This window comes from Pandoraea terrigena, from assembly GCF_902459705.1.
Lineage (GTDB): Bacteria > Pseudomonadota > Gammaproteobacteria > Burkholderiales > Burkholderiaceae > Pandoraea > Pandoraea terrigena.
The window spans coordinates 390224-416645 of the sequence record NZ_CABPRU010000004.1; the positions used below are offsets into that span (position 1 = coordinate 390224).

Consider the following 26422-nt stretch of genomic DNA (forward strand, 5'->3'; position numbering starts at 1 on the left):
ATGATCGAGATCACCAACGTCCACAAGCGGTTTGGCTCAGAAGAAGTGCTCAAGGGCATTTCCATGCGCATTGCCGAGGGGGAGGTCGTCTGCCTGATCGGTCCTTCGGGATCGGGCAAGTCGACCATCCTGCGCTGCATTAACGGGCTGGAAACCTATGACAGCGGCCAGATAAGAATTCTTGGCGAAGTCGTCGATGCCCAGAAAAGCTCGATCAACAAGCTGCGCCGCAAGATCGGTATGGTGTTTCAGCGCTTCAATCTGTTTCCGCATCGAACGGTGCTGGAGAACGTGATGGAGGGGCCAGTCCAGGTCAACAAAATCGCGAAGGCCGAAGCGATGGCCCGCGCGTCCGCGCTGCTCGAACAAGTCGGCTTGAAGGAAAAGCTTCGGAACTACCCCGCCCAGCTATCGGGGGGGCAGCAGCAGCGCGTGGCGATTGCCCGTTCGCTCGCCATGGATCCGCGCGCCATTCTCTTCGATGAGCCCACGTCAGCGCTGGATCCCGAGCGCGTAGGCGAAGTGCTGCAGGTCATGCGCAGTCTGGCCAACAAGGGCATGACGATGGTCGTAGTCACGCACGAGATGCAGTTCGCCAAAGAGGTCGCAGATCGCGTGTGCTTCCTATACGACGGAAAGATACTTGAAGAGGGACCGCCGAGCCAGGTCCTCGGCAATCCGCGCGAAGAGCGAACTCGCGAATTTCTGAAACGCGTCCTCCACACGAGCGAGCAATGAGTACCCTTTTACCAGAAGGTTACACGCTAAGAGCAATGGGCCCGCTCGATCTGCGGCAATGTCTGGACATCACGAGGCGCATCCAGTGGGCGCATCGAGGGGAAGACTGGGCGCAGGCGTTCAGAGTGACTCGCGGCGTGGTTATTCAGTCGCAGGGGCGAGTGATCGGAACCGCTGTCGCATGTATCAAGGGAATGTTCTCGAGCATAGGCCTGATCGCGATAGATCCCGATTTCCAGAGACGCGGACTCGGACGCCACCTCACCAAAGCGGTGCTCGACCTCGCGACGCAGAATGTGTCGCTGGTGGCCACGGCAGAGGGCCGTGGGCTCTACGAGAGCCTCGGCTTCAAAGAAAACGGAACCATACTGCAACTCATGCTATCTCCGGGGGACTCTGCCAGTCGGCCCGTCGAGCCTCGATCAAGCCTTCGTGTAGCGCGCACAGAGGACTCAGACGACATCCACAGACTCTATCGACTTGCCACCGGCGCCTACAGTCAATCGCTACTGGATGATCTGCTCGCGGTAGCTGACGCGGTATGGGTCGTTCCCGGCCGGGACCAGGAGATCACTGGCTTTTGTATCGTACGGCCGTTTGGGCGCGGCGCCGTCGTCGGCCCCATTGTCGGGCAAACCGTCGAGGTGGCCGTCGATCTGATACGAGCGTCCATGCACCACTTTCCCCAGACCACATTGCGCGTTGACGTCAACAACAATGCAGCATTTTCCGATGCACTGTTAGCACTTGGATTTCGCACCGCAGGCTCCGGCACCAGGATGTTTCTCGGCGCGCCGCCGCTGCGGGATCATGCTGTTTGTCAGTTCTCTCTCATTAGCCAGGCGCTTCTCTAACTTATCAGCCAAGAAGAATCATGACCTCTCTGATTAAATTTGATCTCGCAAATTTGGGCGAAGGTACGCCGGGCAAACCGGTCTCAGGTCGGGAAGTAGACGGTGATCCGCTGTTCACCAACTGGCCTATGGACGACGCCGGCGGCGGCGTACGGGCAGGTGTCTGGGAAGTCACGCCAGGCGCCTATCGCTCGATCAAGGGCACCACCTGGGAATTTTGCTCGATTCTTAGCGGCGTCAGCGAAATCACGGAAGACGGCGAGGAGCCTGTCGTTATGCGTGCAGGCGATGCGTTCGTGATGAAGCCTGGTTTTGTCGGAACATGGCGATGCATCGAGACGACCCGTAAGCTGTGGGTCGTCCGCGAGAACGCCGCATGACTTTCCTTTTCAAGTCGGAAGCGCGCCGAGGCGAAGTGTGGCGTAGACGGCTGACAGCGGAATTCCCTGGCCTCGAGTTTCGAGTGTGGCCCGATACGGGCGACCCGCTCGATGTCAAATATCTCGCCTGCTGGATCCCGCCCGAGAACCTCGGCAAAACGTTTCCCAATCTGGAATTGGTCATCTCCGTCGGAGCGGGAGTCGATCAGATAGACCTCGGTTCGCTGCCTGCTTCGGTCACGGTAGTGCGCATGACCGAACCGGGCCTGGCGGCCGGCATGAGCGAGTTCGGCACGCTGGCCGTGCTCGCGGCCCATCGCGATTTGCCGGCCTATCTCTCGCAGCAGCGGGATCGCGCCTGGACCCAGTTGCCCGCCGTTGCTGCGAAGGACCGAACCGTCGGGGTGATGGGATTAGGCGTGTTGGGAACCGGACTGATCGAAAGCTTGAGGCCGTTTGGATTCAAACTGAATGGCTGGAGCCGGTCGCGCAAGCGTGTCGAAGGTGTGACGACCTTCGCCGGCAACGATGAACTCGGCGCCTTCCTGTCGAGCACCGACATTCTCGTCTGTCTGTTGCCGCTGACCGGCGAAACCCGCGGCATCCTGAACGCAGCGACGTTCGAGGCCCTGCCGGTCGGCGCAAGTCTGATCAACATTGGGCGTGGTGGCCACCTCGTCGAGCAGGATTTGCTCGACGGGCTGGCGTCGGAACATCTGCGCTGCGCGATTCTCGACGTGGCGAGCGTCGAACCGCTGCCCGCCGACCACGCGTTCTGGACGCATCCGCGAATCGTGTTAACGCCGCATATCGCCAGTGTCACGAATGCTGAAGGCGGCGCGGAGTTTGTAGTGGAGAGTCTGCGAAGACATTTCGCCGGTCAAACATTGACCGGTGTAGTCGATGTGCTGCGCGGATATTGACGAAGCTGGCGTGCTCAACGCTGAGAAAGTAAACGATGGAACGTTGCGATGCTTAGACTCGAAGAGATATACGATACGCAGGACTTCTCCGGTGCCGCTGATGTCGTCATCATCGGTGGTGGCATCATCGGGACGTCGACCGCCTACGAACTGGCGCGACGCGGGGTATCGGTGGCGCTGATTGAAAAAGGCGTGATAGGCGGCGAGCAATCAGGACGGAACTGGGGGTGGGTCCGCCAGCAGAACCGCGACCTGTTTGAGTTGCCGCTTGCCATGCGCAGCTTGCGGCGCTGGGGAGAGTTGAAGGACGAGATCCAGATCGATCTTGGCTTTCGCCGCGAAGGGATTCTGTATGCCAGCAACGACCCGAATAGCATTGCCAAGTGGGAAGCGTGGGGCAAGCAGGCGCGCCAGTTGGGCTTCGTGAGTCATGTGCTAAGCGCGGCAGAGATCCGCGAGCGCACACCTGCCGGCGGCCCAGAGTACGCCGGTGGCGTCTGGTCGCCCGATGACGGTCGGGCCGAGCCATCGCGTGCGGCGCCAGCGCTGGCCGAAGGTGCTAAGCGCCTGGGCGCGCAGCTTTATCAGAACTGCGCCGCTCGCGGTCTGGAGCTCAGCGGAGGCCGAATCAGCGGCGTCTGGACTGAACGCGGTTTGATCAAGGCTGGCGCGGTCGTTTGCGCCGGCGGTGCGTGGAGTGCGCGCTTCTGCATGCGCCACGGCGTCCAACTGCCAGCCGTCAATGTTATCGGTACGGCCATGCGAACCTCGGTGGCGCCGAACGTCGTCAACGGTTGCTTCAATGGTCCGGACTTCGCGCTACGCCGTCGGCTCGACGGTTCGTACACGCTGGCGATTCCGGGTTACGGCCGAATCGATCTGGCGCCGCTCGGCCTCAAGAACGCGCTGAAATACTATCGTAACTATCGCAACGACCTTGGGAAGAAGCTCAACTATCGCCTATCGAAACCTTGGTTCGAAGGTCCAGAGGCGTCGGCTTCATGGGAGTTCGACGAGATATCGCCGTTCGAACGTTGCCGCGTGCTCGATCCAAAGCCAGACTTAAGCTTCGTGAAAACTGCGCTCGAGAATCTCAAGCGTGCAGTGCCTGAATTCGCCGATGTTCGCATTGTGCATGCATGGGCAGGCGCCATCGATACGACGCCCGATCTTATCCCCGTCATTTCCGAGGTCGGCACGATTCCCGGCTTTTACATCGCAAGCGGCTTCAGCGGTCATGGCTTCGCGCTGGGACCGGCTGCCGGCGAATTGCTGGCCGACATGGTCACGGGAGCAAATCCGATGATGAACATCGCCCCATATCGTCTGGGCCGCTTCTCTGACGGTTCGGCGTTGAAGGTGCCGGAGATGATGTAAGGGGATGCAAGGCGACGCTCGTCGCTAATGTATGTCTGCGTGCGATCGAAGGACCGTTGTGCATTTCGGTAGACATTTCTGCGGCAGGACGAACCAGTATCGAGATAGCGGGTAGCAACGCCGCTAGTACTCAAAGACCGAATCCATACCGCTGTCCACTGCGAGACTGGGCGACCGCTGTAGATTGGTCAAGTGAGTCCCGGTCCGGGTTCGTGCTCATACGTGGCGAAATTAGTCCGCCCCAGATTCAGACGCCGGGGATCATAGCTGGGATGACGACCGGAAAGCGATACAGCATCGTGGGTCGACCGAAGTCTTCAGCCTAGCGATTGGTGTCAAAGGGCCAAGATGGGGCAGCACCTTGGCCAGATTCCTGCCTTCATCAACCGCCACCTCAATTTCGCGTGCCTATGTGGGGGCCTGCGCCTTCGTCCGAAACGTTTTTTGCTATACTCTTGCCCTCGCGTCGGACTTGAGCGCGTCAACGCGTTCCTACCTGCAAAATCGAAGCCTTCGTCGCCTCCTTGCTGTAGCAAAATTGTGGCAGTGAAGACGTGAAACGGCAGGTTGCGGAGTGATCTGGCGTGATACGTTAGGGGTATCACGATCAGCCGGAAAGCCCCGTGGAATAAGGCGACGCCCTTGATTTCAAAGGGCATCGCGCTACTGGATAGAATCCAGTCCCTCCCTGTAGTTCAATGGATAGAACGAGTGCCTCCTAAGCGCTAGATACAGGTTCGATTCCTGTCGGGGGGACCAATACAGGACTTGGCACCGCCCAAGAACGACAGAAGTACCCCATGCATGGTCTGACGGGGCATTTTTGTTATCGCGCTCGCTGCAATGATCATGCAGACATTTCCGGCGTAGCCGTTCTCGCCTGCAGGCAGAATTCGTTCGGGACTTTGACCCGCTTGCAGCAGACCTTGCGCCCGACAATTGACGCGAAACGTCAATGTTCATGCGGGCGTTGCGTCACCTGGCAAATCACCGAAGACACCTCGCGGCAACGCTCCCCTCATCACGCCACGCCAGCCCGGACAACGTCAAATATTCTGCCGTCTGGCAAATGAATCTGCCCCGTTGGCAAACGTCCCGTCGAAATGCGATGGCTCGCGACTTCTATCATGTCGAGCGTGCCGGCCATCCCCTGCATGTCGTAGGCGTTATTACGTTGACGCGACCGCAGCACGCCACTGGCGTGACCGGCTGGCAGCGCCCGCGCAGCACGGGCTTTGCGTCGGCCATGCAGGATTGAACACCTTCAACGGCGAAGCCCATCGCGAGCCATCCGTCAGCCGCGAGGGCTTTACCGATACGCCCCCGTCACCCGCACTGCGTCGGTGATGACTAGCCCCCCCGCTGTCGACGCGGCGACCAGAGCGCTGCTTGCCATGGCCACCGACTTTCAAGGCGGGACGCACTAACCGTCCCGCGCGGCAGCGCCGAAAGCGCGCCGGAGCAACACGTCAGCCCGTCAGGCCACCCAGCGCTCGCCCACCTGCGCCGTCTTGACCCACGCCATGAACGCAGCGGCTTCGGGCGTGTCTGCCGGCGCTGACCAACTCGCGTAGTCAGACTCGACAAACGGCCGGTACGGACCGTGCTTGACCTCGAAGATCACGCCCCCCGGATCCAGCGAAAGCACCGTGTGGAAGACGCCTTGCGCCGTCTCCGTCACGCTCGTGTCCTCGCCTAGCAACTTGCGATCCGTGACAACGCCCGCCTCGTCGAACGTCAGCACGACAAAGCGCCCGCGCAGCGCCGTGAGCAATTCCCACGTCTGACGATGCAAATGCGGGCGAATATACGTCGCCGGTTCCATCGCGATGGCCAGACGCTGAATCGGATCGTCCAGTGACGCGTGCAGGTTCTGGTTCATGCGTGCGCGTGGTGACTGCCCGGCTTGCTGGGTCAGCGCGTCGAGCGCGGCAAAGGTCAACGTTTTCATAAGGGAAGTGTGGGGAATCTTGAGGATGAAGCCTTCGGGCATCGCAGCAACGGCCACGAGTGTAGCAAAACGATGAGCGCTATCCGTCCATAAAAAAACCCGCCTCACGGCGGGTTTTTCACTTCGCACTTCACTGCACCCAAAGGGCGCAACGCCGTGCTTAGTACATCTTTTTCTTCAGGGTCTGGCTGCGCAGGCGCTTACGCAGGCGGGCCACGGCGGCAGCCTTCTTGCGCTTGCGCTCAGCCGTCGGCTTTTCGTAAGCCGCACGTGCCTTGACTTCCTTGATCAGGCCCGTGCCATCGATGGCGCGGCGGAAACGACGCAGTGCGACTTCAACGGGCTCACCGTCTTTAATCAGGATCTTGGTCATGCAATAACTCGTATAGTGAATTGGCTCGCGAGAGCCGCAAATTTAACTTACCGGGCAAACACACCCTTCCCCGCCCTGCAGGAGACATCTCCTGCCAGGCACGACGAACGGATTTGCCACGGACTGCACTACACCACATCCGGCGGGACCGCGAATCACCTCCTCTGCGATCTCCCGATTGGCTTTCAACGCCCGGCTCGCTTACCGCGAACCCTGCATCGCGCCTTCCAGACTGGCTGAACGGTTGATTGATGGCAAAGCGGCACGCTCATCGTTCGTCAATGAGAACCGCCTCCCTCGATGCCCAGATTTTGGACAAGCTGGGGATTATACACACAAATCGCGGAAAATGTACATGATTGGATTGTCAGCGATCGACAGCCGCGACTGCCGGCACTTTCACGGCCCTGGGCTTTGCCGTCCTGACGGACTTCACACCCATCGCCGCCTTTGCAGGTTTGAGAGACTTGGCCGCCTTCGCCGCCGTCGCCAATTCGAGGTCGATCGTGCGCTTGAGCCCTTCGATGATGGGCGCGGCCAGATCGTCGGCAAAATGATCGAACCAACGCTTGGCCTGCAGGAGCTTCTTTCCGCCAAGACGCCGCTTGTGATCCGCATCGTCGGCAAGCACCTTGGCCGAGAGTCGCGCGCGCCCCTTGGGCAGACGTTCGAGAACGGTAACGATGATGAACCCGCGATAAGGCGTCTTTTGCTCGGCAGACATATTACCCCCCCTGATGTACCCGCCTCGCGACGGGCATGGACCGGATCGAAGCCACGATCTGAGTGACGTGGATGAATCTGATCGTACCACGACGCAATCTGCGTGCGCGCAGGCAGGCGATCGATGCGGGAAGTTCGCGCGGGCGACGGCGGCGACGGGCCTCGCCCCGCCGTCCATTCACGACACGCCCGCCCCTCGCTCAGGAGGCAACGTGCACCGAACCCTCCGGAAACAGTTTGCGCATGAATAAAGAATCTCCGCTACCGGTGACAAGGAGCCGGTGAGTCGCGCGTGTCGCCGCAATGTAAAAGAGGCGGGCCTCCTGCTCCAGATCGGCGTCATCCAGCGACATCGCCCCGACGCCGGGCACGGCCACGAACGAATACTCCAGGCCTTTGCTGGCGTGCATGGTCAATACGGTGACCGCGTCCGCACTGGGGGAAAACCGCTTGCGATCTCGCTGTTGCCACTGGTAGGGGATTCGCGCCTTCGCCAGCGCGTCAACGCACGCCTGGCCGACACTCCATGTCCGATAGACGATCGCCATGTCCTGCCAGGCCGTGCCCTGGTGATGCGCCTGGCCCATTTGTTTTGAAATGGCTTCGGCCTCATCCGCAATCGACGGAAGTTTGATCAGCATGGGTTGCGGCCCCTCTCGCCCACAGCTGATCGGACGAATCAACGGCACCCCATCGTCGTCAGTGGCCTTCGCGTCCAGAATGTCCTCGGCCACGTTCGCGGCAAGCGCCAGTATCTGCCGCGTATTCCGATAGTTGATCTTGAGAATTGTCGTGCGTCCCTGCGCCTGCACGCCAACGCTCTTGAAGCTGAATCCCTGCCGCTCCGAACGATTGAAGATCGATTGTGCATCGTCATACAGCACGAGCAAATGACGGCATTCCGGCGAGACCATTTGCACGACTAGCTTGAACCATGACGGCTCGAAGTCGTGGCCCTCGTCGATCAGCACGGCGGCGTATTGCGCCGCAGGAATACTGCCTCGATCAACGGCTTTGATCACGCACTGAACGAGTTCCGCAAAAAACCGTTCACCCACCCCTTTCGGGCGCGTGACGTGATAGGCATTCAATTGATCCGAACACCAACCGTGAAAATGTCGGACGATGACCTTGGCCGACAAGCCCTTGGCCTCCATTACCGATTGGATCTTTCGGGAAAGTGGCTCGCTGAAACAGAGCACCAACACGGGCTTGTCCGATTGCGTCGCCAGGTATTCGGCGCGATAAGCGAGGATCATCGTCTTTCCCGAACCCGCCACGCCGTGAATGACACGGTGGCCATCGCCCAAGCTACGTGCCAGCTGCTCCTGCTGCACGTCCATGACGGCCATGATGTCGGGCAATTCGATCTGATCCGACAGCAGGTCGAGCTGAGTCGCCTGCACGCGCACTTCCGGGAAAAGAATCCATCGAAATCGATCGATCTGCGGTAGCGTCAGCTTTCCGCGGAACTGGAACTTGAACATCTGCCACAACCGGGTCTGAAACGCTTCCGCGTCGACAGCCTCGGTCATTTCGTCGGCGCAAATGACTCTCGAAGGCTCGAGCGCATGGCCCAAACCGCCATCCGTGAACTGCTTGCGCGTCATGTTCGGCAACACGACGCCGAACGTCCAGGGCAGTCGCAATTTCCCCGCGTAGGGATGCCCCGCAGGATTCACCAGTTGAGGATCCCGCTCAAGCGCATTGACGATGTCGAGCGTATATCGACGCGCCTGCTCAAGCGGACTGATGACGGTTTTGGGGCCGTTGCTGCCCAAAATTTGCCAGTCGCCGCGATCGGCACGCAGGACGGTCGATATCTTCCAGTCCTTGACTTCGAGGATGAGCAACCCACGCTGAGGGTGAAGCACCACAAAGTCCGGATACGACTGCATCGTGGCGACGGGAACGTCATACCAGATCAAATAGTCGTCTTCGAGTTTCTGCTCCAGCCGCTCGGCGAGTCTGCGTTCGCCGGGCTGCATTCTGCCCGCGCACGAGGACAGAGAGGGAATGATCGTGGCCATGCGCCTCCATGATTTAACGAAATCGGTCTTCTAAGTAGCGATGTTTGCGCTTGGAAGGTATCCAGCTTTCCTTATCGTGTGTAAGGGCAGAGATTTCGTTACGACGTTGAAGACATCAATAAATCGGCGTCACCGCCCCGCCGAAGGCGCTGCGCGGCTCGCGCAGTATCGGTGCGATGGGTCATGCGTTGTCACGAATATCGGATACAGCCCAATCAGGAGGTTCGCTCAGCCATAAAAAATCGCGACAGCGCAAGGCAAGATCAACGACTTCCGCCTTACATTTATAATGCAGTACTAATTAAAATAAACAAAAACAGTCATCAACGAACGCGTGCGTTTCGCATCCCCCTCGTATCGCGCGAGCGGCCGCGACGAATCACGCGGCACATGCGCACCCGCGAGTCGATATTTTTGAAGCCATTAGGGAATAAAAAGGTCAAAGCCTGCACGCACCTCAACGGAGACTGCGGCCACTGCGATGCTATGAGCGGCCAGCTTATCAGCAGCAAAGGAGTTGGATGAAACGTCATTAGCGCCGGCGCCCCCCACAACTCCCTGATCCGCTGGGTCGTTGGCATGGGCAAGCGCTTTCGGGACATGGTTGGAAAATGTCGAATTGGGTGCTTTTGCACAGCACATTTCACCCCGCAACCAAATCTCAAGTTGAGGCTGGCGTGCGCAACTGCACTTGACCGCTGGCGGTCGACAAGAAAGCGTCCGATAGAATACCCAACGGACGCAACCCCCAATTTGCTCCGTCAGGCGTTCACGCTGGATGCTAACGAGCGCTACGTTAACGTCAAATGCCCAACCCGCCGAGCGATTTTCCGCCATCGACAAACAGGGTCTGGCCTGTAATAAATCGTGTATCGGCGGAAGCAAAAAATGCGATCGCATGTGCAATGTCAGACGGTGCTGCCGCAGCGCCCGACGGCTCCAGCGCAACCGCCGCCGCGTATTGGTCAGCCGGCATGGTCCGCGTCATCGGCGTGTCGGTAAAGCCGGGGGCAATCGAATTGACCGAAATCTGCTTCGCGCGCAACTCAATCGCCATCGCCCGCGTCAAGCCAATGACCCCGGCCTTGCTTGCCACATAATCGGCAAAACCGCGTCCGCCCAAAGCCCCACGAGACGATACCGTCACGATGCGTCCGCCTGGCGCCATACGCCGCGCGCCTTCCTGCGCGATGATAAATACACCCAGCAAGTTCACATCCAGCGTCCGCCGAAACGCCTCATCGTCGATTTCGTCGAAGTGTCGCGGTGTGTATATGCCCGCCGCACACACGACGACATCGACCCGCTGTTGCGCATCGAGCGTGTCGCAAATGGCTTGCCTGTCGCAGACGTCGACCGCCGCGCCCGTTGCCGACAGTCCCAGCCCTGACAAATGCGCCACTGTAGCCTCCACCGCATCGGCGTTCCGGTCGACGACAACGACGTGAAAGCCATCACACGCCAGCTTTTCCACCGTTGCACGGCCGATCCCCGACGCGCCACCAGTCACAAAAGCCACTTCCTTCGTCGAAGTTCCCATCATGTGCGCCATCATTGCCACCCCTTTTTTTAATGCCTTTGCCAAGCGCTCAGTCCGCATATGCCGTGACGTTACCGTCCGTCTTGCTTCGTCCATACGGCAGAATCATCGCCAGGATCGCGGCCACCGCAACACTCGCGGCCAAGCAGTAAAGCGCAACCGTAAAATCGGGAGACCGGCCACGCGCCACGCCCACCAACCATGGGGCGAAGAATCCTGCCAAGCCGCTGATCGCATTGATCAATGCCATGCCGCCTGCTGCCCCAGCCCCGGCAAGAAACGTCGGCGGAATCGTCCAGAAAACGCTCAACGAACCCACGATGCCAGCGGCAGCCACACAAATGCAAGCGAACGAGGCGAGTGGCAAATTCGAGGTCAAGCCACTGCCCGCCAGCCCGGCCGCACCGATAAAAAGCGCCCCCGCCAGATGCCAGCGGCGCTCCATCGTGCGATCAGAATGTCGCGCATTGGCCAGCATCGCGATGGCGCCGAGCACGAACGGAATGGCGCTGACCAGACCAATCTCGACGATCGACAGGCTGCTCATCTGCTTGATGACTTGCGGTAGCCAGGTCGAAATGCCGAAAAAGCCGATACCGATGCAGAAGTACAGCAAGCCCATCAGCCAAACCATCGGCGCGGTCATCGCACTGCGAAAGCTCGACACGCCGTGTTTCGCCGAGATCGCCTCTTCACCCGCCATCGCCCCCACAAGCCACTGGCGCTGCTCGGCGCTGAGCCAACGCGCGTCAGCCGGACGGTCAACCAGCACAAACCACGCAATGACGCCGAGCACGACTGCGGGTATGCCCTCGATCATCATCATCCATCGCCAACCTGAAAAACCGCTTGCCTCATGGAAGTGCGAAATCAACAATGCCGAGAGCGGTCCGCCGATGATGAGCGAGACGATGTTGGCTGAGTACACGCGACTGATTGCGCGCCCGAGATGCTGCTTTGGAAACCAGAGCGCGAGGTAATACAGCACGCAGGGAAAGAATCCGGCCTCGACCACACCAAGCATAAGTCGGGCGCCATATAGCTGTTGCGGCGTCTGTACGAAAGCCGTCGCGGCCGACACAATGCCCCACGTGACCATGATGCGGGCCAGCCATGCCCTCGCACCGAAGCGATGCATCAGCATGTTGCTCGGCACTTCGAAGCCGATATACCCCAGGTAGAAAATGCCTGCGGCAAAACCGAACATCTCCGGCCCCATGCCCAGTTCCTGATTCATCTGCAGCGCGGCAAAACTGATGTTCGCGCGATCGAGATAGTTAACGAACCACGCGACGAAAATCAGCGGCACGAGGCGCCAGGTGACAAGGCGAACGGTCTCGCGCTCTACGTTGTCGTCGCCGATAGGCCTCAGGGCGCTCACGCCCGACTCGGATGGCTTCATGAGGATACTTTCCTTTGTGGTTGCAATGTCTGTCGGGCGACGCCCGCACAGGAAGTTGGTTTTATTGCCGCGGTCGTAGCGCCGTGGGAAATCACGTCGCGCTTGGCGCTGCGTAAGCCACGATCTCGATACGCATACCCGGCACGACCAGCGCTTTCACCACGACAGTCGAGCGGTTCGGATACGGCGCGTCGAAGAACGTGCGATACACCGCATCGACGGTGCGCATGTCTGCCACCTCTGTCAGGTAAATCAGCACCTGTGCCACGTCGTTCAGCGTGAGGTCTGCCGACGCAATTGCGCGTCGCAGATTGTCAAAGGTCAGCGTGGCTTGCGCCTCGACATCACCGGTCTCGATCGTGCCGTCGCCGCGCACCGGACCGTGAGCGGTACATACGACGTCGCCGGCGCGTGTTGCCCAGGAAAAAGGTTGATCAAGACTCGGCAAATCCACAGGGATGACGTCTGCCATGATTATTTCGCTCCAATAGGCTGTGCGCTCAAACCGTGCTTATTCGTTACGTGCCGCCGCGAAGTGCTCGACCGTATCGGCGAGGGAGTAGGTCGCATCGAAACCCAGATCGCGACGCGCGGCGCTAACGTCGGAGGGTGCCGGGCGCAAGTGCGGAAATGCGGCAAAACCTCCCGAAGGCAATCTCATCGCGCCGATTCGCAGCGACGGATACATGTGCCGCACGACCTCGACAAATTCGTCGACCGTAAACCAGCGGCCGGTCGCGACGTTGTAAACACGCTGTTTGGGATCGACGGCATTCAATGCGGCCAGGTTGGCCCGCGCACAATCGCGTGCGTCCACGAACTCCTCGCGGCCATTCCATAAAAGCACGGGATCGTCGAGATATACGGGCACGTTGCTGCGTCCCCCATCGAGCAGCTTGCTGAGCAGGCGCCCCGGCACGCTTGTCGACGCCTCCGGGCCGGCGCCCAGAACCGCGCCGTAACGCAAGACGATCACGCTCAAGCCATAGAGCGCACCGTAGGCAAGCCCAAGGTGCTCGCCGGCAACCTTCGTCGCCGCATAAATGCTGGCCGGCGCTTCGCTGACCGCATGGGTGGTGAAGTCTTCCGCAATGGGCTCGGGTGGCAACGTGCCAAATGACGAATAGGCCACGGTCGTCGAGCTGGCCAACACGACACGAGCCAAATCGTGACGGCGTGCGACCTCCAGCACGTTCGCTGTCCCGAGCGTATTGACCCGCACGCCCGCCAGCGGATCGATTCGAATCGCCGTCGAGAGCAAGGCCGCTGTGTGCACGATCGCTGTAACACGATGCGCATCGACAATCTGCGACAGCCGTTCAAAATCCGTGACGTCGCATTGCACGAGCGGAACGTCCACACCGGTGTCGCGCACACGCACATCTGCCAAAAGCACGGCCTCTCCCTGCGCCTGCAACGCGGTCGCCGTCAGCCGACCGATCAGCCCCGCCCCTGTCACCAAAATCGTCATGTACGTCTCCTCGTGTGTATCCCTGCGCGCCGCATCCGAAATCTATGCGGCGCCATGCCATGGGACGCAAGCTACGGACACAAAATTTCCGTGTCAACACAAAAAATGTTTGATTTTATAAATTTGTGCGTTAATTATACGAAAACTCCACGACGCACCTGACGTTGCCGTGTTCGTCCGTGTTTTCCCTGACCTATCCGAATGAAGCCCGAAATTAACCACCCGATGACAACGCCCGCACAGTTGAACCTGACACCCCAAATGCCATTGCCGAGCGCCGCAGCGATGGCCTACGAAGAAACGGTACTGGGATGGGCAAGCAGCGCCGACGCGGGGCTGTGGCATGCCCGCGGTATCGCATACGGCGAGCATCCGATGCATAAGTTCGATGTGTTCGCTGCGCCGGACACCCCCGCAGACGCACCAGTTCTGGTGTTCTTTCACGGCGGGGGATGGACCAACGGCTACAAGGAATATGTGAGCTTCATGGCGTCGCATGTCGTCGCCATCGGTTGCGTGCTGGTCGCACCGAGTTATCGGTTGGCACCGGGCGCGCCATTGCCGGCGGCATTCGAGGATGGCGCTGCGCTGCTGGCCACGCTACAGAAGGTACTGCCTGCTTGGCCGCGCGCCAAAGCCGCAGGCGGAAGCGTCGAACTCGCGCGCCGCGTCGTGCTGGCCGGGCACTCGGCCGGCGGACATCTGGCGGCCCTACTGGCTTTGCGTCCCGACGCCTTGATACGCGCCGGCGCAGACCCCGATCACATCGTCGGTTGCTTGCCCATCTCAGGTATTTTCGACCTGCACCATCCTGAGCCCGCGCCGGGCTCGCTCGAAGCCCGCGTCTACGACATGGTGCTCGGTCCGCATACGGACGACGCCCTGATGAGTCCGCTGTGCTGGGCACGCGGCAACACTGTACCGATGGTGCTCAGTTGGGGAGAGTACGACAGTCACCGGGTGGCGCGATCGAATCAACGCATGGCAAGTCTGCTCGCAACGCAGGGCGGCCCGTGGGCGGCCTTTGTCGAGCCGCACGCAGATCATTTTCAGACACATACATCGCTGGTCGACGGCACGCACGCCTGGTACCGCAGGCTGGCGTGCGTCGCCCACAACCGGGGTGTGCCTCGCGATTGAACAACCGATGGGCTCGCGCAGCGACAACACGAAGTTGTCCGCACCGTGCAGCGCCCGAAAAATTATCAACAGGCGCCTCGTAAGCGCCAATTCCACGTCCTACGGAGTCATCATGAAACGCAGCCCCAGCCTCTACCGTCTCACGCTCGCCTCGCTGTCGGTGTCGCTCGCCGCTGGCACCGCAACGGCACACGCGCAGTCGAACGTCACGCTCTACGGCAGTATCGATGCGAGCATCAACTACGTCTCCAATCAAGGCGGCGAACATAGTTTTCAAGCGCAGAACGGCATGATCAATGGCTCGCGATGGGGCATAAAGGGCACTGAGGACCTGGGTGGCGGCCGTAGCGCGATCTTTCAGTTGGAGAACGGCTTCAACATCTTCAACGGCAAACTCGGTCAGGGCTCGCGTGAATTTGGCAGGCAGGCATGGGTCGGCCTGAAGGACAACAGCCTGGGGTCGCTGACGGTCGGGCGTCAATACGATCCGACGATCTGGTACCTTGCTGTTCATACGGGAGGCTTTACCGGCGGGACAGCGTTTGCCCACCCGTTTGATAACGACAATATGGGCAACTCGTTTCGCATCGACAATTCGGTGATGTATTCCAGCGCTTCATGGAATGGACTGTCGATGCGCAGCATGTATGCATTCTCAAATCAGGCCGGCGACGGCGCCAACAATCGCGCATACAGCGCAGGTATCGGCTATGACCACGGACCGGTCAGCCTCGGCGCGGCGTTCATCGTCATTAACAATGTTGGCGCAAACGCTGGCGGCGCGATCGATGGCAGCAGCGCTTCGGGCGACTCGACCTTCGTGGCGGCCAAACAGTCGGTCTTCGGTGCAGGGGGCAGCTATAAATGGGGCAATGGTGTCTATGGCGCCACCTGGACCCACACGATGATCAGCGATGGATCGTCCGTCAATCTGTACGGATACAAGTCCATGGGCAATGCGGATCTGCGCATGGACAACTTCGACATCAACGTGACCTATAACACCACGGCCAATATCACGCTGATCGGATCGTACGCCTTCACCATGGGGCATTACGACAATGCCACGACGAGCGCGAGCCCGAAGTGGCATCAAGTGAATCTGCAAGCGGCGTATTACTTTTCGAAGCGAACCGACGTATATGTCGACGCCGTCTATCAGCACGTCATCGGGGGCACGGGCACACCGTTCGCAAATGCCATCTTGTGCGGCTACGCGCAATCGTCGACGCCCACGCAAATCGTTGTCGGCCTGGGCATGCGCCACCGGTTCTGACATCGCACGGCACAGGCACGGGCCCACGCGTCGACGCATGATACGACGACGCCGAGCCCGCAACGATCGTCACGCCTTTTCGATGGCGCTCGCCTAACGACGAGCGCGTGTGGCACGCGGAATGGCGGCCTTTGACGCCATGCGCTTCGGCGCAGGCGCGGGGATATCATCTAACGCGGCACGGCCATCATCGAGCCATGTCTGCGCGTCAAAAGTCGCCGTCAGGTGCTCACGTAAAAGCTGGCAAGCCGTGTCGGCATCGCGTGCGAGAGCGGCTTCCATCAACGCCTTGTGCTCGGTAAAAATGCTGTCCGTGCGAGCCGTGAATCCCATACGTGCAAGCCGGATACGTCGATAGCGCTCCGTCAGATCGACGAGTTGATTGTCCACTCGGTGCAACCAAGGCGACCTCGCGCCGGCAAGCAGCGCGCGATGGAATCGCCGATGAGCGCCTTCCCAAGCCTCCTGATTTTCAACATCCTCGAGAGACGCCGGCACAGTCGCGTGCGTCAGTTTGTAGAAGGCGGCCGAGATTTCTGCCCCCCAGTCTGCATCACCAAGCCGGATCGACTGTGCGAGCAAGATGGTCTCGATGTTCACACGGGCCCAAACGATGTCCTGCAAGTCCTGCACCGACACCGGTGTCACGCGGAACCCTCGCTGCCCTTCATTCGACACGAGCCCTTCGCGGCTCAATAACATCAGCGCCTCGCGGATTGGACTCATGCCAAGGTTGTAACGCTCCTGCAACCCTTGCAACCGGAGTTTCTCGTCGGGTGCGAGCACGCCAGCAAGGATATCGCGATGCATCAGCCAATAGGCCTGCTCGGAAAGCGTACGCTCCCCCCCCGCCTCGCTTGCCCTCAGCCGAGCCAATGGGTGTTTATTGTCTCTTTCGTCCTTCTTGGGTCTCATTTGCGATTACGGAGGTGGCGGCACCGAAGACTGCCCGCTTGATTTACGAAAATATTGGATGAATTATAAATTTACCATGCCGCGCCCCATTTTCGTTTACTACGATCCGCCTATCGACTGATTTCAGGGATATCAGGATGGCCGAGATGTAATGCCCCAGCGGAACCCGCTCAGATTAAGCGGCTAATGCGAGTGCCTCAGCCGGGGGCGTCATCCCGAGCGCCTGATGCGGGCGCCGGTGGTTGTCAAAACGTATCCAGACCGATCACGCGAACGGCATGCTGGATCGTCTCGAAGCGTTGCCGATGCACGCATTGCGCCTTCAAGGTACGGATCACGCGCTCGACCATGCCGTTCCGTTGCAGGCAATGAGGTGTGATGAATGCTTGGCGCAATCCGTAGCGGCGCACCAGCGTCGTGTAGCTTCGCGAGGTAAACACCAAGCCATTGTCTGAGCGAAGCAGAAACGCAGCGGGCACGCGGCCAAGCGTCCCGAAGCGAGCGATCAGGGCGTGTTCCAGTGCACTGACGACGGTGCAGGCTTTACCACTTCGCGATGGCCCTCAAGGCATTGTCCATGCCCCGCTTGCCGTCTTCGACCCTCTGCTCGACCTCCGAGGGGGACAGATCATAAAAAGAAAAGGGGTTAGCCGAAGCTAACCCCTTTGATCCTGCTGGTCGGAGCGATAGGATTCGAACCTACGACCCTCTGATCCCAAATCAGATGCGCTACCAGGCTGCGCTACGCTCCGACGAAGAGCACGCATTCTAGTGGGTTCTGCGCGCCACGTCAATTCAACGTATCCTGCGCCGCCATTTTCTCGTCGACTGCGGGCACAATAGTTGTGTCTCAGCGGCTCGCCGACGGTCATGCCGTCGCCACGAAACCCCGTCATAGTGGGAGGTTCACCATGTCCGAACCTGTGTCGATGAACCTGATTCTCTGGCGTCACGCCGACGCCGAAAACCTGCCGGCTTCCCTCGCGCTCAATGCACAAGCCGATCTGGCGCGCGAACTCACCGAGCGCGGCCGCAAACAGGCCGAAAAGACCGCCCAATGGCTGCGTTCCCGCTTGCCCAGCGACGCCCTCATTCTCTCCAGTCCCGCGGCGCGGGCGGTCCAGACCGCCCAGGCACTCACCCCCACGCCGCGTATCGTGCGCGATCTCGCTCCCGGCGCGAACGCCATGACGCTGCTCGGGGCCATCGACTGGCCCGGCAATGTCCAGACGATCGTGCTCGTCGGCCACCAACCCGCCCTCGGCCAACTTGCCGCCCTGCTGCTGACCGGCCAGGAAGCCTACTGGACGATCAAGAAGGCCGGCATCTGGTGGCTCGCCTCACGCCGCCGCGAAGACGAGAGCCAGGTGGTCGTACGCGCCGTCATCAATCCTGACCTGCTTTGAACCGCACGCGTCGACAACGCGTTGTGGCAACGAAATCCCCCTCCCCCGTCTCCCGTGAACTGGCCGGCGAAAGGCTTGCAAATTGATTCCTGACATCATGACGCCGGATTTTTTGTCATAGAATTGTCATCCACCGTTCACGGAATCGACATTGATGCTTTTTAAAGTACGTCGCAACGCGACTGTCAAACAAAGGGCCTTTATGCGCGACCTGCCGAACCCCACCATGCCGCTCTCTTCGTTGCCCCCCACGTCGCGGAGGCATCTTCCTCGCCCTGAAACGCCTGTCAAGCCGAATCTGGGTGTGGCGTGGGCACGCGACGAAAGCGAACTTCGGGAAGCCCAACGCCTGAGATACCATGTCTTCGCAGAGGAAATGGGGGCGTCGGTCAAGGGCCCCGCAGGCCTGGATGTCGACGAGTACGACCAATACTGCGACCATTTGATCGTGCGCGACCAGGACTCGCTCCGGGTTGTCGGCACTTACCGCGTACTCCCCCCGGATCAGGCAAAGCGCCTTGGCCGCCTGTACTCCGAAGGGGAATTCGACCTCTCCCGGCTCGACCATCTGCGCCCGAAGCTGCTCGAGACCGGCCGCTCATGCGTACATGCGGACTTCCGTAACGGCGCCGTCATCATGGCGCTCTGGAGCGGCCTGGCCGAGTACATGCTGCGCAATGGCCTGGAGACGATGCTCGGTTGTGCCAGCGTACCGATGGCCGACGGCGGCCACTACGCCGCCAGCCTGTACCGCAAGCTGCAAGCCACCGCCATGGCCCCGACCGAGTACCACGCCGTGCCGCGCATCGCGCTGCCGGTGGGCGAGCTGCAATCGACGCTGGAGGTCGAGCCGCCCGCTCTGGTCAAGGGATACCTTCGCCTTGGCGCCCGCATTTGCGGCGCCCCGGCCTGGGACCCCGACTTCAATACCGCCGATTTTCTCACCCTGTTCCGCCTGGCCGACATCAACCCGCGCTACGCGCGCCATTTCCTCGGCCCGGAGCTCCTGAACAAGCTCAAACAGGCCTGACAGGCGCCGCTCCCCCCGCGCCAAGACACAAAAAAGCCCGGCAGATGCCGGGCTTTTTCATTTGCGCCGCCCGGATGCAATGGGCTGGCCAGCCGTCACGCACCACGTGTCATGCGTACACGACCTTGTAGCGCAGGCCGATCTTCTCCCATTCCTGCGCCTCGCGCTGCAGACTGTAGTCGGTCAGCGGATTGACGTCGATCCACGCGCGCGGCACCGACACCATGAAGCCGTCGCCAAGCCGTTGGACCTCGATGCTGTCCGGCAACGCATCCGTGCGGCGGCGACAGAACAACACCGCCAGACGCAGGCAGAACAGCAACTGCCAATCGACCTGCTGCACCTGCGACGCCAACTTGCCCAGCTTGCCGACGTGCCCCAGCAACAACTCGGCCAAGCGCGCCTGATCAGGGCGCGAAAACCCCGGCATATCCGCGTTGCTGCCGATGTACGCCGAATGCTTGTGGTACGCACTGTGCGAGATCGACAACCCCATCTCGTGGAGCGACGACGCCCAGTTGAGCAACGCCTCGCCTTCCGCGCGATCCTCGTCCAGGTCCTGCGTCGTGCCGTCGCCGTCGGCCTCGGCCGCCTCGACCGGCAACTGCCGATACAGACGGATCGCCAAACACCCCACACGCTCGGCCTGGGCCCGGTCAACGCCATAACGGCGCACGAACTGCTCGACGGTCACCGCACGCATGTCCTGATGTTGCGTACGCCCCAGCAAGTCGTACATCACGCCGAGTCGCAGCGCCGCATCGGTCGTCTCCATATGGTCGACTTCGAGTTCATTGAAGACCGACAGCATGATGGACAAGCCGCCCGGCAACACCGGAACGCGATCCTGTTTGAGCCCGGCAAGCTTCAGGCGGTTGGCGTTCTCAGCCTTGACGAGCGCCCGCTTGAGACGCTCGAGACCGCCGCGCGTGAGACCATGCACGCCACCGTCGTTAAAGCCGTTGGCCTCGAGCAATTCGGCCAGTGCGCGTGCCGTCCCCGACGAGCCGATCGCCTGTGACCAGGCGGCGTCACGATAGGTCGCCGAAATGATCTGGATCTCGCGGCGGGCCGCCAGCTCGGCCTGCTTCATCGCGTATTCATCGACGTTGCCGCTGGGAAAGAACTGCCGGCTATGACTCACGCAGCCGATATACAGGCTCTCCATGATGAGCGGCTCGTAATCCTGCCCGATGATGAATTCGGTGGAGCCGCCGCCAATGTCCACGACAAGTCGGTTACCCTGGCACGTCGGCACCGAGTGCGCGGCGCCCGCATAAATCAGGCGCGCTTCCTCCCGGCCAGCAATCACTTCGATGGGAAATCCGAGCGCGTGCTGCGCCTCGCCGAGAAAATCGTCCGCGTTCTTGGCGACGCGCAGGGTGTTCGTGGCCACCGCGCGAACCTTGTCGGGATGAAATCCCCGCAGCCGCTCGCCGAACCGCTTGAGCACGTCCCAGCCGCGTTGCTGCGATGGATGATCGAGGTACTTCTCGGCATTCAGGCCCGCCGCCAGCCGAACCGGCTCGCGCAGCGCATCGACCTGATAGATCTGCGTACCGGCGGACGTTTCCTCCACGCGGCCGATGATCAGGCGAAAACTATTCGAGCCGAGATCGACGGCCGCTAGCAAGGGCGAGGGAGTACTCATGTGGGAAAGCGCCTGAGCGAAGAGTGCCGGAGTGGACGACGTATCACACGAAAAGCATGACGCGCACTCGACAAATAAATGACGAATACGCTACAAATGGAATATGACACGTCGTTGACAAATGTGAACGTCATATAACGGTAACAATACGGATGAAGAATTCACGCCAATCCCATGTCTTTCGAACGTTCACTATGAATTATCCGCTGCTCAACCGAGAGCTGGGCATCCTGGCGTTCAACGAGCGCGTCCTTGCCCAGGCGGCAGATCCGGCAACGCCACTGCTGGAACGCCTTCGCTTCGTCTGTATCGTGAGTAGCAACCTGGATGAATTCTTCGAAATCCGCGTCGCCGGACTGAAGGAGCAGATGCGCGAGAATCCGGGCATGCTCACGCCCGACGGCATGACGTTCCAGCAAGTTTACACGCAAGTTTGCGCCCGAGCACAGGCGCTGGTGGAAAAGCAGTACGCGATGTTCGACAACCTGATGCCACGTCTCGAAGCCGAAGGCATCGCGTTTCACCCATCCGGCCAGTGGAACGACGCCCAGGTCGAATGGGCCCGGGACTACTTCCTGCGCGAGCTCGTGCCGGTACTCACGCCGATCGGGCTCGATCCGGCGCACCCGTTTCCGCGCGTGCTCAACAAGAGCCTGAACTTCGCCGTCGAACTCGAAGGCAAGGACGCCTTCGGCCGCGACGCCGAACTCGCCATCGTCCAGGCCCCGCGCGCCCTGCCCCGGCTGGTGCCCATGCCCCCGGCGCTCGCCCCCTTGCCCAACAGCTTCGTGCTGCTCAGCTCGCTCATGCTGCGCTTCGCCAGCGAACTGTTTCCCGGACTCACCGCCAAGGGCTGCCATCAATTCCGCGTGACGCGCAACAGCGATCTGTTCGTCGACGAAGATGAAATCACCAACCTGCGCACCGCGTTGCAAGGCGAACTCCCGGCCCGCCATCTCGGCGACGCCGTACGTCTCGAAGTCGATGCCGGTACGCCGTCGCGCCTCGTGCGGCGCCTGCAGACAGAATGCGGCCTGAGCGACTCGGACTGCTACCGCGTCAAGGGTCCCGTCAACCTCGTGCGCCTGATGCCCTTGCCCGAGATGGTCGACCGGCCGGACCTCAAGTTCGCGCCGTTCGTGCCGGCGCTGCCCAAGCGCATGAGCGCGTCGCCCGCCATTTTCGACCTCATCGACCAGGGCGACCTGCTGCTGCATCATCCGTACGACAGCTTCCAGCCCGTGCTGGAGCTCCTGCTGCAAGCGGCACGCGACCCCGACGTGGTCGCCATCAAGCAGACGATCTACCGGACCGGCAACGAATCCGCGCTGATGGACGCCCTGATGGAGGCCGCGCGCAACGGCAAGGAAGTCACCGTCGTGGTGGAGTTGCTCGCGCGCTTCGACGAAGAGACCAACATCAACTGGGCGGCGCAGCTCGAAGCGGTCGGCGCTCACGTCGTCTACGGCGTGGTCGGTCACAAGTGTCATGCGAAGATGCTGCTCGTGGTGCGTCGTACGCACCAGGGCAAGAAGACGTTCCTCAAGCGCTACGTCCACCTCGGCACGGGCAACTATCACCCGCGCACGGCCCGTCTGTACACGGATTTCGGCCTGATGACCGCCGACGAGGCGCTGTGCGCCGACGTTCACGTCGTCTTCCAGCAACTGACCGGCATCGGTCGCCAGACCCATTTGCACGCGCTATGGCAGTCGCCGTTCACGATGCACACGCATCTGCTCGAGGCGATCCGGCACGAAACGCAAGCGGCCGCTGCCGGCAAGAAGGCGCGCGTTATCGCGAAAATGAATGCGCTGCTCGAACCCTCGATCATCGCGGAGCTGTACAAAGCGTCGCGGGCCGGCGTGAAGATCGATCTGATCGTGCGTGGCGTGTGCTCACTGCGCGCTGGGGTGCCCGGCCTTTCCGAGAACATCACGGTGCGCTCGATCGTCGGGCGCTTTCTCGAACACCATCGCATCTATTACTTCTACGCGAATGGCGAGGAGAACGTCATGCTCTCCAGCGCCGACTGGATGGAGCGCAACTTCTTCCGTCGCGTGGAGGTGGCCTTTCCGGTACAGGACAAGCGTCTGAAAGCCCGCGTGATTCGCGAGGGGCTCATGGTGCATCTGCGTGACAACACCGCCGCATGGCTGATGCGTCCGGACGGCAGCTATATGCGTCGCAAGACGGGCAAGACGCCGTTCAACAGCCAGATGGCGTTGATGCAGGAGATCGTACAGCACGTGCAGACCGGCCCCCGCAGTTGACCGATCGCCGCTCCCCCGCACGTACCGTCTGCGCCTGGTTGCCGGCGCTTGGCCGTCGACGCCTGATCGCCTGCGCCTAGCCGTCCACCGTCGCGCCAGGGGGCGTGGCGTCGACCGGCGCGCGCTGCGCCACGCGCGTCGGCGGGAACTGAATGGCGAACGTGCTGCCATGCCCCACCTCGCTCGTCACCTTCAGATCGGCCTGATGGCGCGTCAGCACATGCTTGACGATCGCCAGCCCGAGGCCGGTGCCGCCCGTATCGCGTGATCGGCTGCGGTCGATACGATAGAAGCGCTCCGTGAGCCGCGGGATATGTTCCGCCGGAATCCCCAGCCCGGAGTCGGTCACCGCGAAGCGGGCACCGCCATCGGCCGTCGCTCCCCATTCGATGCGGATTTTGCCGCCCGGCGGCGTGTAGCGCACCGCATTGCTCACCAGGTTGCTGAATGCGCTGTGGAGTTCGCCTTCCGCGCCTCGCAGGTCGAGTCCCTCGGTCCCCGTGACTTCGATCACATGTTGTCCCTGCGACAGGCCTTCGGCGTCGTTGCGCAGCGAGCGCAACTGCATGCCCATATCAACCCGTTCGTCCGGGGGGGGCTTGCCGCTGCCTTCGAGCTTCGCGAGCGTGAGCAGGTCGTTCACGATGTTCTGCATACGCGAGGCCTGCTGGCGCATGATCTCGACGTAGCGCTGGATCTCGTCGGGCGAGAGCGGCAGCTCGCCGACCGTCTCCAGGAAGCCGGAGAGCACGGTGAGCGGTGTCTTGAGTTCGTGCGAGACGTTGGCCACGAAGTCGCGGCGCATCGAGTCGGTGCGCTCGAGATCGGTCACGTCGAGCGAAATGATGAGCTTGCGATGGTCGCCGTACGGGAACACCTGCATGGAGAGTACGTTGTTGCGCTTCTCGCCCATGTGATGCATGAGCAGCGCTTCGTCGTAGCGCTCTGAGGACAGATAGTGCACAAAGGCCGGCGTGCGCAGGAGATGGGTGATCTGCTGACGCAGGTCCCGCTTGGCGTCGATGCCGAAATGCACCTCGGCAATCGCATTGCACCATTCGATCTGGTTGTGCTCGTCGAGCATGATCACGCCGTTGGGCGATGCCTGGATCGCCTGGATGAAGCGCGCGTGCTGTTGTTCTACCTGCTTGACCTGGTTATGCCAGCGCTTGGCCAGCTTGTGGAGCCGGTAATAGATTTCTCCCCACAAGCCGAGTGCACTCGGCACTTCACCGTAGACGGGTGCGTCGAGCAGGCGCCAGAGGCGTTGGGCGTGGTGGACATTGAAGAGAAGTTGCGTGACCAGCAGGACGATGGCCGTGATATAGCCGACGTTCGCTCCAAAGAGCCAGCCGACCGCCGCTGAAATGGCCGCTTGCAGGATCAGGAACGTCAGCGCACGAGCCCAGATGATATTCATAGACGATGCACAGGGGTTTTGCCGCCCGCGACAGACCGGACAGGGGCGGCATTGGGCACGGCAGACCTCGCCCGAAGACGAAGCGTGATGCCTCAGGCCGACTTCGTCAGACGGTAGCCGCTGCCGCGTACGGTCTCGATCATAGCATCGTGGCCGGCCGGCTTGAGCGCGGCACGAAGACGCTTGATATGCACGTCCACCGTGCGCTCCTCGACGAACACGTGATCGCCCCACACCTGATCGAGCAACTGCGAGCGGCTGTGCACGCGCTCCGGATGCGTCATGAAGAAGTGCAGCAGACGGAATTCCGTCGGCCCAAGATCCAGCTTGATGTCGCCACTCGACTGGTGGCTCGTGACGCGATGCGTGGCCGGATCGAGCTTCAGGCCATTCACGCTCACCACGTCCTCGGTCAGTTGCGGCGCGCGGCGGCGCAGCACGGCCTTGATCCGCGCCATGAGTTCCTTCGGCGAGAACGGCTTGGTCACGTAATCGTCCGCGCCGATCTCCAGGCCCATCACTTTGTCCTGCTCCTCGCTGCGCGCGGTGAGCATGATGATCGGCACGTGCTTGGTACGCTCGTTCGCACGAAGCTCACGTGCGAAAGTCACGCCCGACTTGCCTGGCAGCATCCAGTCAAGCAGGACCAGGTCCGGCAGCACGTCGCTGATCAGCGTGAGTGCCTGCTCGGCGTTATACGCCCGAATCGGATAGTGACCCGCGTGTTGCAGATTGACGGAGATCAGCTCGGAAATCGCCGGTTCGTCTTCCACGATCAGAATGCTGCTGGGCATCGGTTTCCTCTCAAACCTTCAGTAAAGTCGGGCCAGTCACTCGCCTTGCACTTGACGCTGCAGATCTTCGCGCGAAATGTGCCGGACGTCGGTCCCCTTGACGATGTAAATGATGAATTCCGCGATGTTCTTCGCGTGATCGCCGATTCGCTCGATCGCCTTGGCGATGAACAGGAACTCCAGGCCGGCCGAGATGGTGCGCGGATCTTCCATCATGTAGGTCACCAGCTTGCGCACGAAGCCACGGAATTCATTGTCGATGGCCTTGTCGTCGCGCACGATCTCGGCAGCGGCCACGATGTCCAGGCGCGCGAACGCGTCCAGCGTGCGACGCAGCAACTGGGCGGCCATCTCGCCCGAGAGTTTGATTTCGGCGAAGTTCACGGTTTGCGCCGCGCCGTCTTCGAGCAGGTGACGGGTGCGCTTGGCGATCTTCTCGGCCTCGTCGCCTGCGCGCTCGAGGTTGGTGATCGACTTCGAGATCGAGAGCAGCAGGCGAAGATCGCGTGCGGTCGGCTGACGGCGAGCGATGATCTTGCTGCATTCGTCGTCGATCTCGACTTCCATGGTGTTCAGTCGCTGCTCGGTGGCGATCACTTCGTCGACCAGGGAGCGATCGAACGTATTGAGCCCCCGCATGGCCGTCACGAGCTGCGATTCGACCAGGCCGCCCATTTCAAGGACGCGCGAGCACAGCTGGTTCAGGTCCGAGTCGAACTGGCTGGAAAGGTGTTTGTCGTTCATTTCGCAAATTC

The 26422-nt window shown here is 61.0% G+C and carries 25 protein-coding genes and 2 tRNA genes; 12 read left to right on the forward strand and 15 right to left on the reverse strand.

What is annotated here, in order from left to right:
• From PTE31013_RS11885 to PTE31013_RS24820, 7 genes are all read left to right on the forward strand, one after another.
• Positions 1 to 738 (forward strand): amino acid ABC transporter ATP-binding protein, encoded by a 738-nt coding sequence (locus PTE31013_RS11885; protein WP_150612982.1) that lies wholly within the window; start codon positions 1 to 3, stop codon positions 736 to 738.
• On the forward strand, positions 735 to 1592 hold the full coding sequence (locus PTE31013_RS11890) for a GNAT family N-acetyltransferase (protein ID WP_150612983.1): 858 nt from the start codon (positions 735 to 737) through the stop codon (positions 1590 to 1592). Before PTE31013_RS11885 ends, PTE31013_RS11890 begins: the two co-directional genes overlap by 4 nt.
• Positions 1593 to 1612: 20 nt before the next feature.
• Positions 1613 to 1972, forward strand: a complete 360-nt coding sequence (locus PTE31013_RS11895; RefSeq protein WP_150612984.1) for a cupin domain-containing protein — start codon at positions 1613 to 1615, stop codon at positions 1970 to 1972.
• A complete protein-coding gene (locus PTE31013_RS11900) occupies positions 1969 to 2895 on the forward strand; it encodes a 2-hydroxyacid dehydrogenase (RefSeq protein WP_150612985.1) in 927 nt (308 codons plus the stop codon). Before PTE31013_RS11895 ends, PTE31013_RS11900 begins: the two co-directional genes overlap by 4 nt.
• Before the next feature lie 48 nt (positions 2896 to 2943).
• Positions 2944 to 4272, forward strand: a complete 1329-nt coding sequence (locus PTE31013_RS11905; RefSeq protein ID WP_150612986.1) for an NAD(P)/FAD-dependent oxidoreductase — start codon at positions 2944 to 2946, stop codon at positions 4270 to 4272.
• 684 nt (positions 4273 to 4956) lie between these two features.
• Positions 4957 to 5031 (forward strand) — tRNA-Arg (locus PTE31013_RS11910).
• Between the two features lie 349 nt (positions 5032 to 5380).
• Positions 5381 to 5530, forward strand: a complete 150-nt coding sequence (locus PTE31013_RS24820) for a hypothetical protein (RefSeq protein ID WP_174978530.1) — start codon at positions 5381 to 5383, stop codon at positions 5528 to 5530.
• A gap of 219 nt (positions 5531 to 5749) precedes the next feature.
• Here the strand turns inward: PTE31013_RS24820 and PTE31013_RS11915 are convergent, their stop codons facing one another.
• The 8 genes from PTE31013_RS11915 to PTE31013_RS11950 form a co-directional block, all read right to left on the reverse strand.
• Positions 5750 to 6223, reverse strand: coding sequence for a WbuC family cupin fold metalloprotein (locus PTE31013_RS11915; protein ID WP_150612987.1), 474 nt, complete (start codon positions 6221 to 6223; stop codon positions 5750 to 5752).
• A gap of 160 nt (positions 6224 to 6383) precedes the next feature.
• Entirely contained in the window at positions 6384 to 6596 is a 213-nt protein-coding gene (gene rpsU / locus PTE31013_RS11920; protein ID WP_017231887.1) for a 30S ribosomal protein S21, read from the reverse strand.
• Positions 6597 to 6963: 367 nt separating this feature from the next.
• Positions 6964 to 7320: a hypothetical protein gene (locus PTE31013_RS11925; RefSeq protein ID WP_017231888.1), complete on the reverse strand. Its 357-nt coding sequence runs from the start codon at positions 7318 to 7320 to the stop codon at positions 6964 to 6966.
• Positions 7321 to 7519: 199 nt separating this feature from the next.
• Positions 7520 to 9349 (reverse strand): DEAD/DEAH box helicase, encoded by a 1830-nt coding sequence (locus PTE31013_RS11930; protein WP_174978531.1) that lies wholly within the window; start codon positions 9347 to 9349, stop codon positions 7520 to 7522.
• 802 nt (positions 9350 to 10151) lie between these two features.
• On the reverse strand, positions 10152 to 10985 hold the full coding sequence (locus PTE31013_RS11935; protein WP_150612988.1) for an SDR family NAD(P)-dependent oxidoreductase: 834 nt from the start codon (positions 10983 to 10985) through the stop codon (positions 10152 to 10154).
• Positions 10939 to 12291 carry an MFS transporter gene (locus tag PTE31013_RS11940; RefSeq protein WP_150612989.1) on the reverse strand — a complete coding sequence of 451 codons (1353 nt, stop codon included), beginning with the start codon at positions 12289 to 12291 and terminating at the stop codon, positions 10939 to 10941. The genes PTE31013_RS11935 and PTE31013_RS11940 overlap by 47 nt, the downstream gene beginning before the upstream one ends.
• A gap of 91 nt (positions 12292 to 12382) precedes the next feature.
• Complete coding sequence (locus PTE31013_RS11945) at positions 12383 to 12763, reverse strand: RidA family protein (protein WP_150612990.1); 381 nt, start codon at positions 12761 to 12763, stop codon at positions 12383 to 12385.
• A gap of 39 nt (positions 12764 to 12802) precedes the next feature.
• Positions 12803 to 13762 carry an NAD-dependent epimerase/dehydratase family protein gene (locus tag PTE31013_RS11950; RefSeq protein ID WP_150612991.1) on the reverse strand — a complete coding sequence of 320 codons (960 nt, stop codon included), beginning with the start codon at positions 13760 to 13762 and terminating at the stop codon, positions 12803 to 12805.
• A 201-nt stretch (positions 13763 to 13963) separates the two neighbouring features.
• On the opposite strand from PTE31013_RS11950, the gene PTE31013_RS11955 reads away from it, so the two are divergent.
• Together PTE31013_RS11955 and PTE31013_RS11960 are read left to right on the forward strand one after the other, a co-directional pair.
• Positions 13964 to 14902 carry an alpha/beta hydrolase gene (locus PTE31013_RS11955; RefSeq protein ID WP_150612992.1) on the forward strand — a complete coding sequence of 313 codons (939 nt, stop codon included), beginning with the start codon at positions 13964 to 13966 and terminating at the stop codon, positions 14900 to 14902.
• Positions 14903 to 15014: 112 nt separating this feature from the next.
• Complete coding sequence (locus PTE31013_RS11960) at positions 15015 to 16178, forward strand: porin (RefSeq protein ID WP_150612993.1); 1164 nt, start codon at positions 15015 to 15017, stop codon at positions 16176 to 16178.
• 93 nt (positions 16179 to 16271) lie between these two features.
• Here the strand turns inward: PTE31013_RS11960 and PTE31013_RS11965 are convergent, their stop codons facing one another.
• From PTE31013_RS11965 to PTE31013_RS11975, 3 genes are all read right to left on the reverse strand, one after another.
• Positions 16272 to 17093, reverse strand: a complete 822-nt coding sequence (locus PTE31013_RS11965) for an FCD domain-containing protein (protein ID WP_150612994.1) — start codon at positions 17091 to 17093, stop codon at positions 16272 to 16274.
• Between the two features lie 245 nt (positions 17094 to 17338).
• The gene (locus PTE31013_RS25100; protein WP_246174300.1) at positions 17339 to 17533 is read right to left on the reverse strand and encodes an integrase core domain-containing protein; all 195 of its coding nucleotides are present in this window, start codon (positions 17531 to 17533) and stop codon (positions 17339 to 17341) included.
• A gap of 235 nt (positions 17534 to 17768) precedes the next feature.
• Positions 17769 to 17845, reverse strand: a tRNA-Pro gene (locus PTE31013_RS11975).
• A 177-nt stretch (positions 17846 to 18022) separates the two neighbouring features.
• Between PTE31013_RS11975 and PTE31013_RS11980 the strand changes: the two genes are divergently transcribed.
• On the forward strand, positions 18023 to 18499 hold the full coding sequence (locus PTE31013_RS11980) for a SixA phosphatase family protein (protein WP_150613059.1): 477 nt from the start codon (positions 18023 to 18025) through the stop codon (positions 18497 to 18499).
• Positions 18500 to 18701: 202 nt separating this feature from the next.
• Positions 18702 to 19529: a GNAT family N-acetyltransferase gene (locus tag PTE31013_RS11985; RefSeq protein ID WP_150612996.1), complete on the forward strand. Its 828-nt coding sequence runs from the start codon at positions 18702 to 18704 to the stop codon at positions 19527 to 19529.
• Positions 19530 to 19638: 109 nt separating this feature from the next.
• On the opposite strand, the gene ppx is transcribed toward PTE31013_RS11985, so the two are convergent.
• Positions 19639 to 21180 (reverse strand): exopolyphosphatase, encoded by a 1542-nt coding sequence (gene ppx / locus PTE31013_RS11990; RefSeq protein WP_150612997.1) that lies wholly within the window; start codon positions 21178 to 21180, stop codon positions 19639 to 19641.
• A gap of 152 nt (positions 21181 to 21332) precedes the next feature.
• Between ppx and ppk1 the strand changes: the two genes are divergently transcribed.
• Positions 21333 to 23453: a polyphosphate kinase 1 gene (ppk1, locus tag PTE31013_RS11995; protein WP_150612998.1), complete on the forward strand. Its 2121-nt coding sequence runs from the start codon at positions 21333 to 21335 to the stop codon at positions 23451 to 23453.
• Between the two features lie 76 nt (positions 23454 to 23529).
• Here ppk1 and phoR read toward each other — a convergent pair whose 3' ends face one another.
• The 3 genes from phoR to phoU form a co-directional block, all read right to left on the reverse strand.
• Positions 23530 to 24873, reverse strand: a complete 1344-nt coding sequence (gene phoR, locus PTE31013_RS12000) for a phosphate regulon sensor histidine kinase PhoR (protein WP_150612999.1) — start codon at positions 24871 to 24873, stop codon at positions 23530 to 23532.
• Positions 24874 to 24965: 92 nt separating this feature from the next.
• Positions 24966 to 25667: a phosphate regulon transcriptional regulator PhoB gene (phoB, locus tag PTE31013_RS12005; protein ID WP_150613000.1), complete on the reverse strand. Its 702-nt coding sequence runs from the start codon at positions 25665 to 25667 to the stop codon at positions 24966 to 24968.
• A gap of 36 nt (positions 25668 to 25703) precedes the next feature.
• Positions 25704 to 26411 carry a phosphate signaling complex protein PhoU gene (gene phoU, locus PTE31013_RS12010; RefSeq protein WP_150613001.1) on the reverse strand — a complete coding sequence of 236 codons (708 nt, stop codon included), beginning with the start codon at positions 26409 to 26411 and terminating at the stop codon, positions 25704 to 25706.
• Positions 26412 to 26422 lie beyond the last annotated feature (11 nt).

Bases quoted from the DNA above. Each gene is read 5' to 3' on its own strand.
- PTE31013_RS11885 (WP_150612982.1), top strand. From the start codon at position 1: ATGATCGAGATCACCAACGTCCACAAGCGGTTTGGCTCAGAAGAAGTG.
- PTE31013_RS11890 (WP_150612983.1), top strand. From the start codon at position 735: ATGAGTACCCTTTTACCAGAAGGTTACACGCTAAGAGCAATGGGCCCG.
- PTE31013_RS11895 (WP_150612984.1), top strand. From the start codon at position 1,613: ATGACCTCTCTGATTAAATTTGATCTCGCAAATTTGGGCGAAGGTACG.
- PTE31013_RS11900 (WP_150612985.1), top strand. From the start codon at position 1,969: ATGACTTTCCTTTTCAAGTCGGAAGCGCGCCGAGGCGAAGTGTGGCGT.
- PTE31013_RS11905 (WP_150612986.1), top strand. From the start codon at position 2,944: ATGCTTAGACTCGAAGAGATATACGATACGCAGGACTTCTCCGGTGCC.
- PTE31013_RS24820 (WP_174978530.1), top strand. From the start codon at position 5,381: ATGGCTCGCGACTTCTATCATGTCGAGCGTGCCGGCCATCCCCTGCAT.
- PTE31013_RS11915 (WP_150612987.1), bottom strand. From the start codon at position 6,223: ATGAAAACGTTGACCTTTGCCGCGCTCGACGCGCTGACCCAGCAAGCC.
- rpsU (WP_017231887.1), bottom strand. From the start codon at position 6,596: ATGACCAAGATCCTGATTAAAGACGGTGAGCCCGTTGAAGTCGCACTG.
- PTE31013_RS11925 (WP_017231888.1), bottom strand. From the start codon at position 7,320: ATGTCTGCCGAGCAAAAGACGCCTTATCGCGGGTTCATCATCGTTACC.
- PTE31013_RS11930 (WP_174978531.1), bottom strand. From the start codon at position 9,349: ATGGCCACGATCATTCCCTCTCTGTCCTCGTGCGCGGGCAGAATGCAG.
- PTE31013_RS11935 (WP_150612988.1), bottom strand. From the start codon at position 10,985: ATGGACGAAGCAAGACGGACGGTAACGTCACGGCATATGCGGACTGAG.
- PTE31013_RS11940 (WP_150612989.1), bottom strand. From the start codon at position 12,291: ATGAAGCCATCCGAGTCGGGCGTGAGCGCCCTGAGGCCTATCGGCGAC.
- PTE31013_RS11945 (WP_150612990.1), bottom strand. From the start codon at position 12,763: ATGGCAGACGTCATCCCTGTGGATTTGCCGAGTCTTGATCAACCTTTT.
- PTE31013_RS11950 (WP_150612991.1), bottom strand. From the start codon at position 13,762: ATGACGATTTTGGTGACAGGGGCGGGGCTGATCGGTCGGCTGACGGCG.
- PTE31013_RS11955 (WP_150612992.1), top strand. From the start codon at position 13,964: ATGAAGCCCGAAATTAACCACCCGATGACAACGCCCGCACAGTTGAAC.
- PTE31013_RS11960 (WP_150612993.1), top strand. From the start codon at position 15,015: ATGAAACGCAGCCCCAGCCTCTACCGTCTCACGCTCGCCTCGCTGTCG.
- PTE31013_RS11965 (WP_150612994.1), bottom strand. From the start codon at position 17,093: ATGAGACCCAAGAAGGACGAAAGAGACAATAAACACCCATTGGCTCGG.
- PTE31013_RS11980 (WP_150613059.1), top strand. From the start codon at position 18,023: ATGAACCTGATTCTCTGGCGTCACGCCGACGCCGAAAACCTGCCGGCT.
- PTE31013_RS11985 (WP_150612996.1), top strand. From the start codon at position 18,702: ATGCGCGACCTGCCGAACCCCACCATGCCGCTCTCTTCGTTGCCCCCC.
- ppx (WP_150612997.1), bottom strand. From the start codon at position 21,180: ATGAGTACTCCCTCGCCCTTGCTAGCGGCCGTCGATCTCGGCTCGAAT.
- ppk1 (WP_150612998.1), top strand. From the start codon at position 21,333: ATGAAGAATTCACGCCAATCCCATGTCTTTCGAACGTTCACTATGAAT.
- phoR (WP_150612999.1), bottom strand. From the start codon at position 24,873: ATGAATATCATCTGGGCTCGTGCGCTGACGTTCCTGATCCTGCAAGCG.
- phoB (WP_150613000.1), bottom strand. From the start codon at position 25,667: ATGCCCAGCAGCATTCTGATCGTGGAAGACGAACCGGCGATTTCCGAG.
- phoU (WP_150613001.1), bottom strand. From the start codon at position 26,411: ATGAACGACAAACACCTTTCCAGCCAGTTCGACTCGGACCTGAACCAG.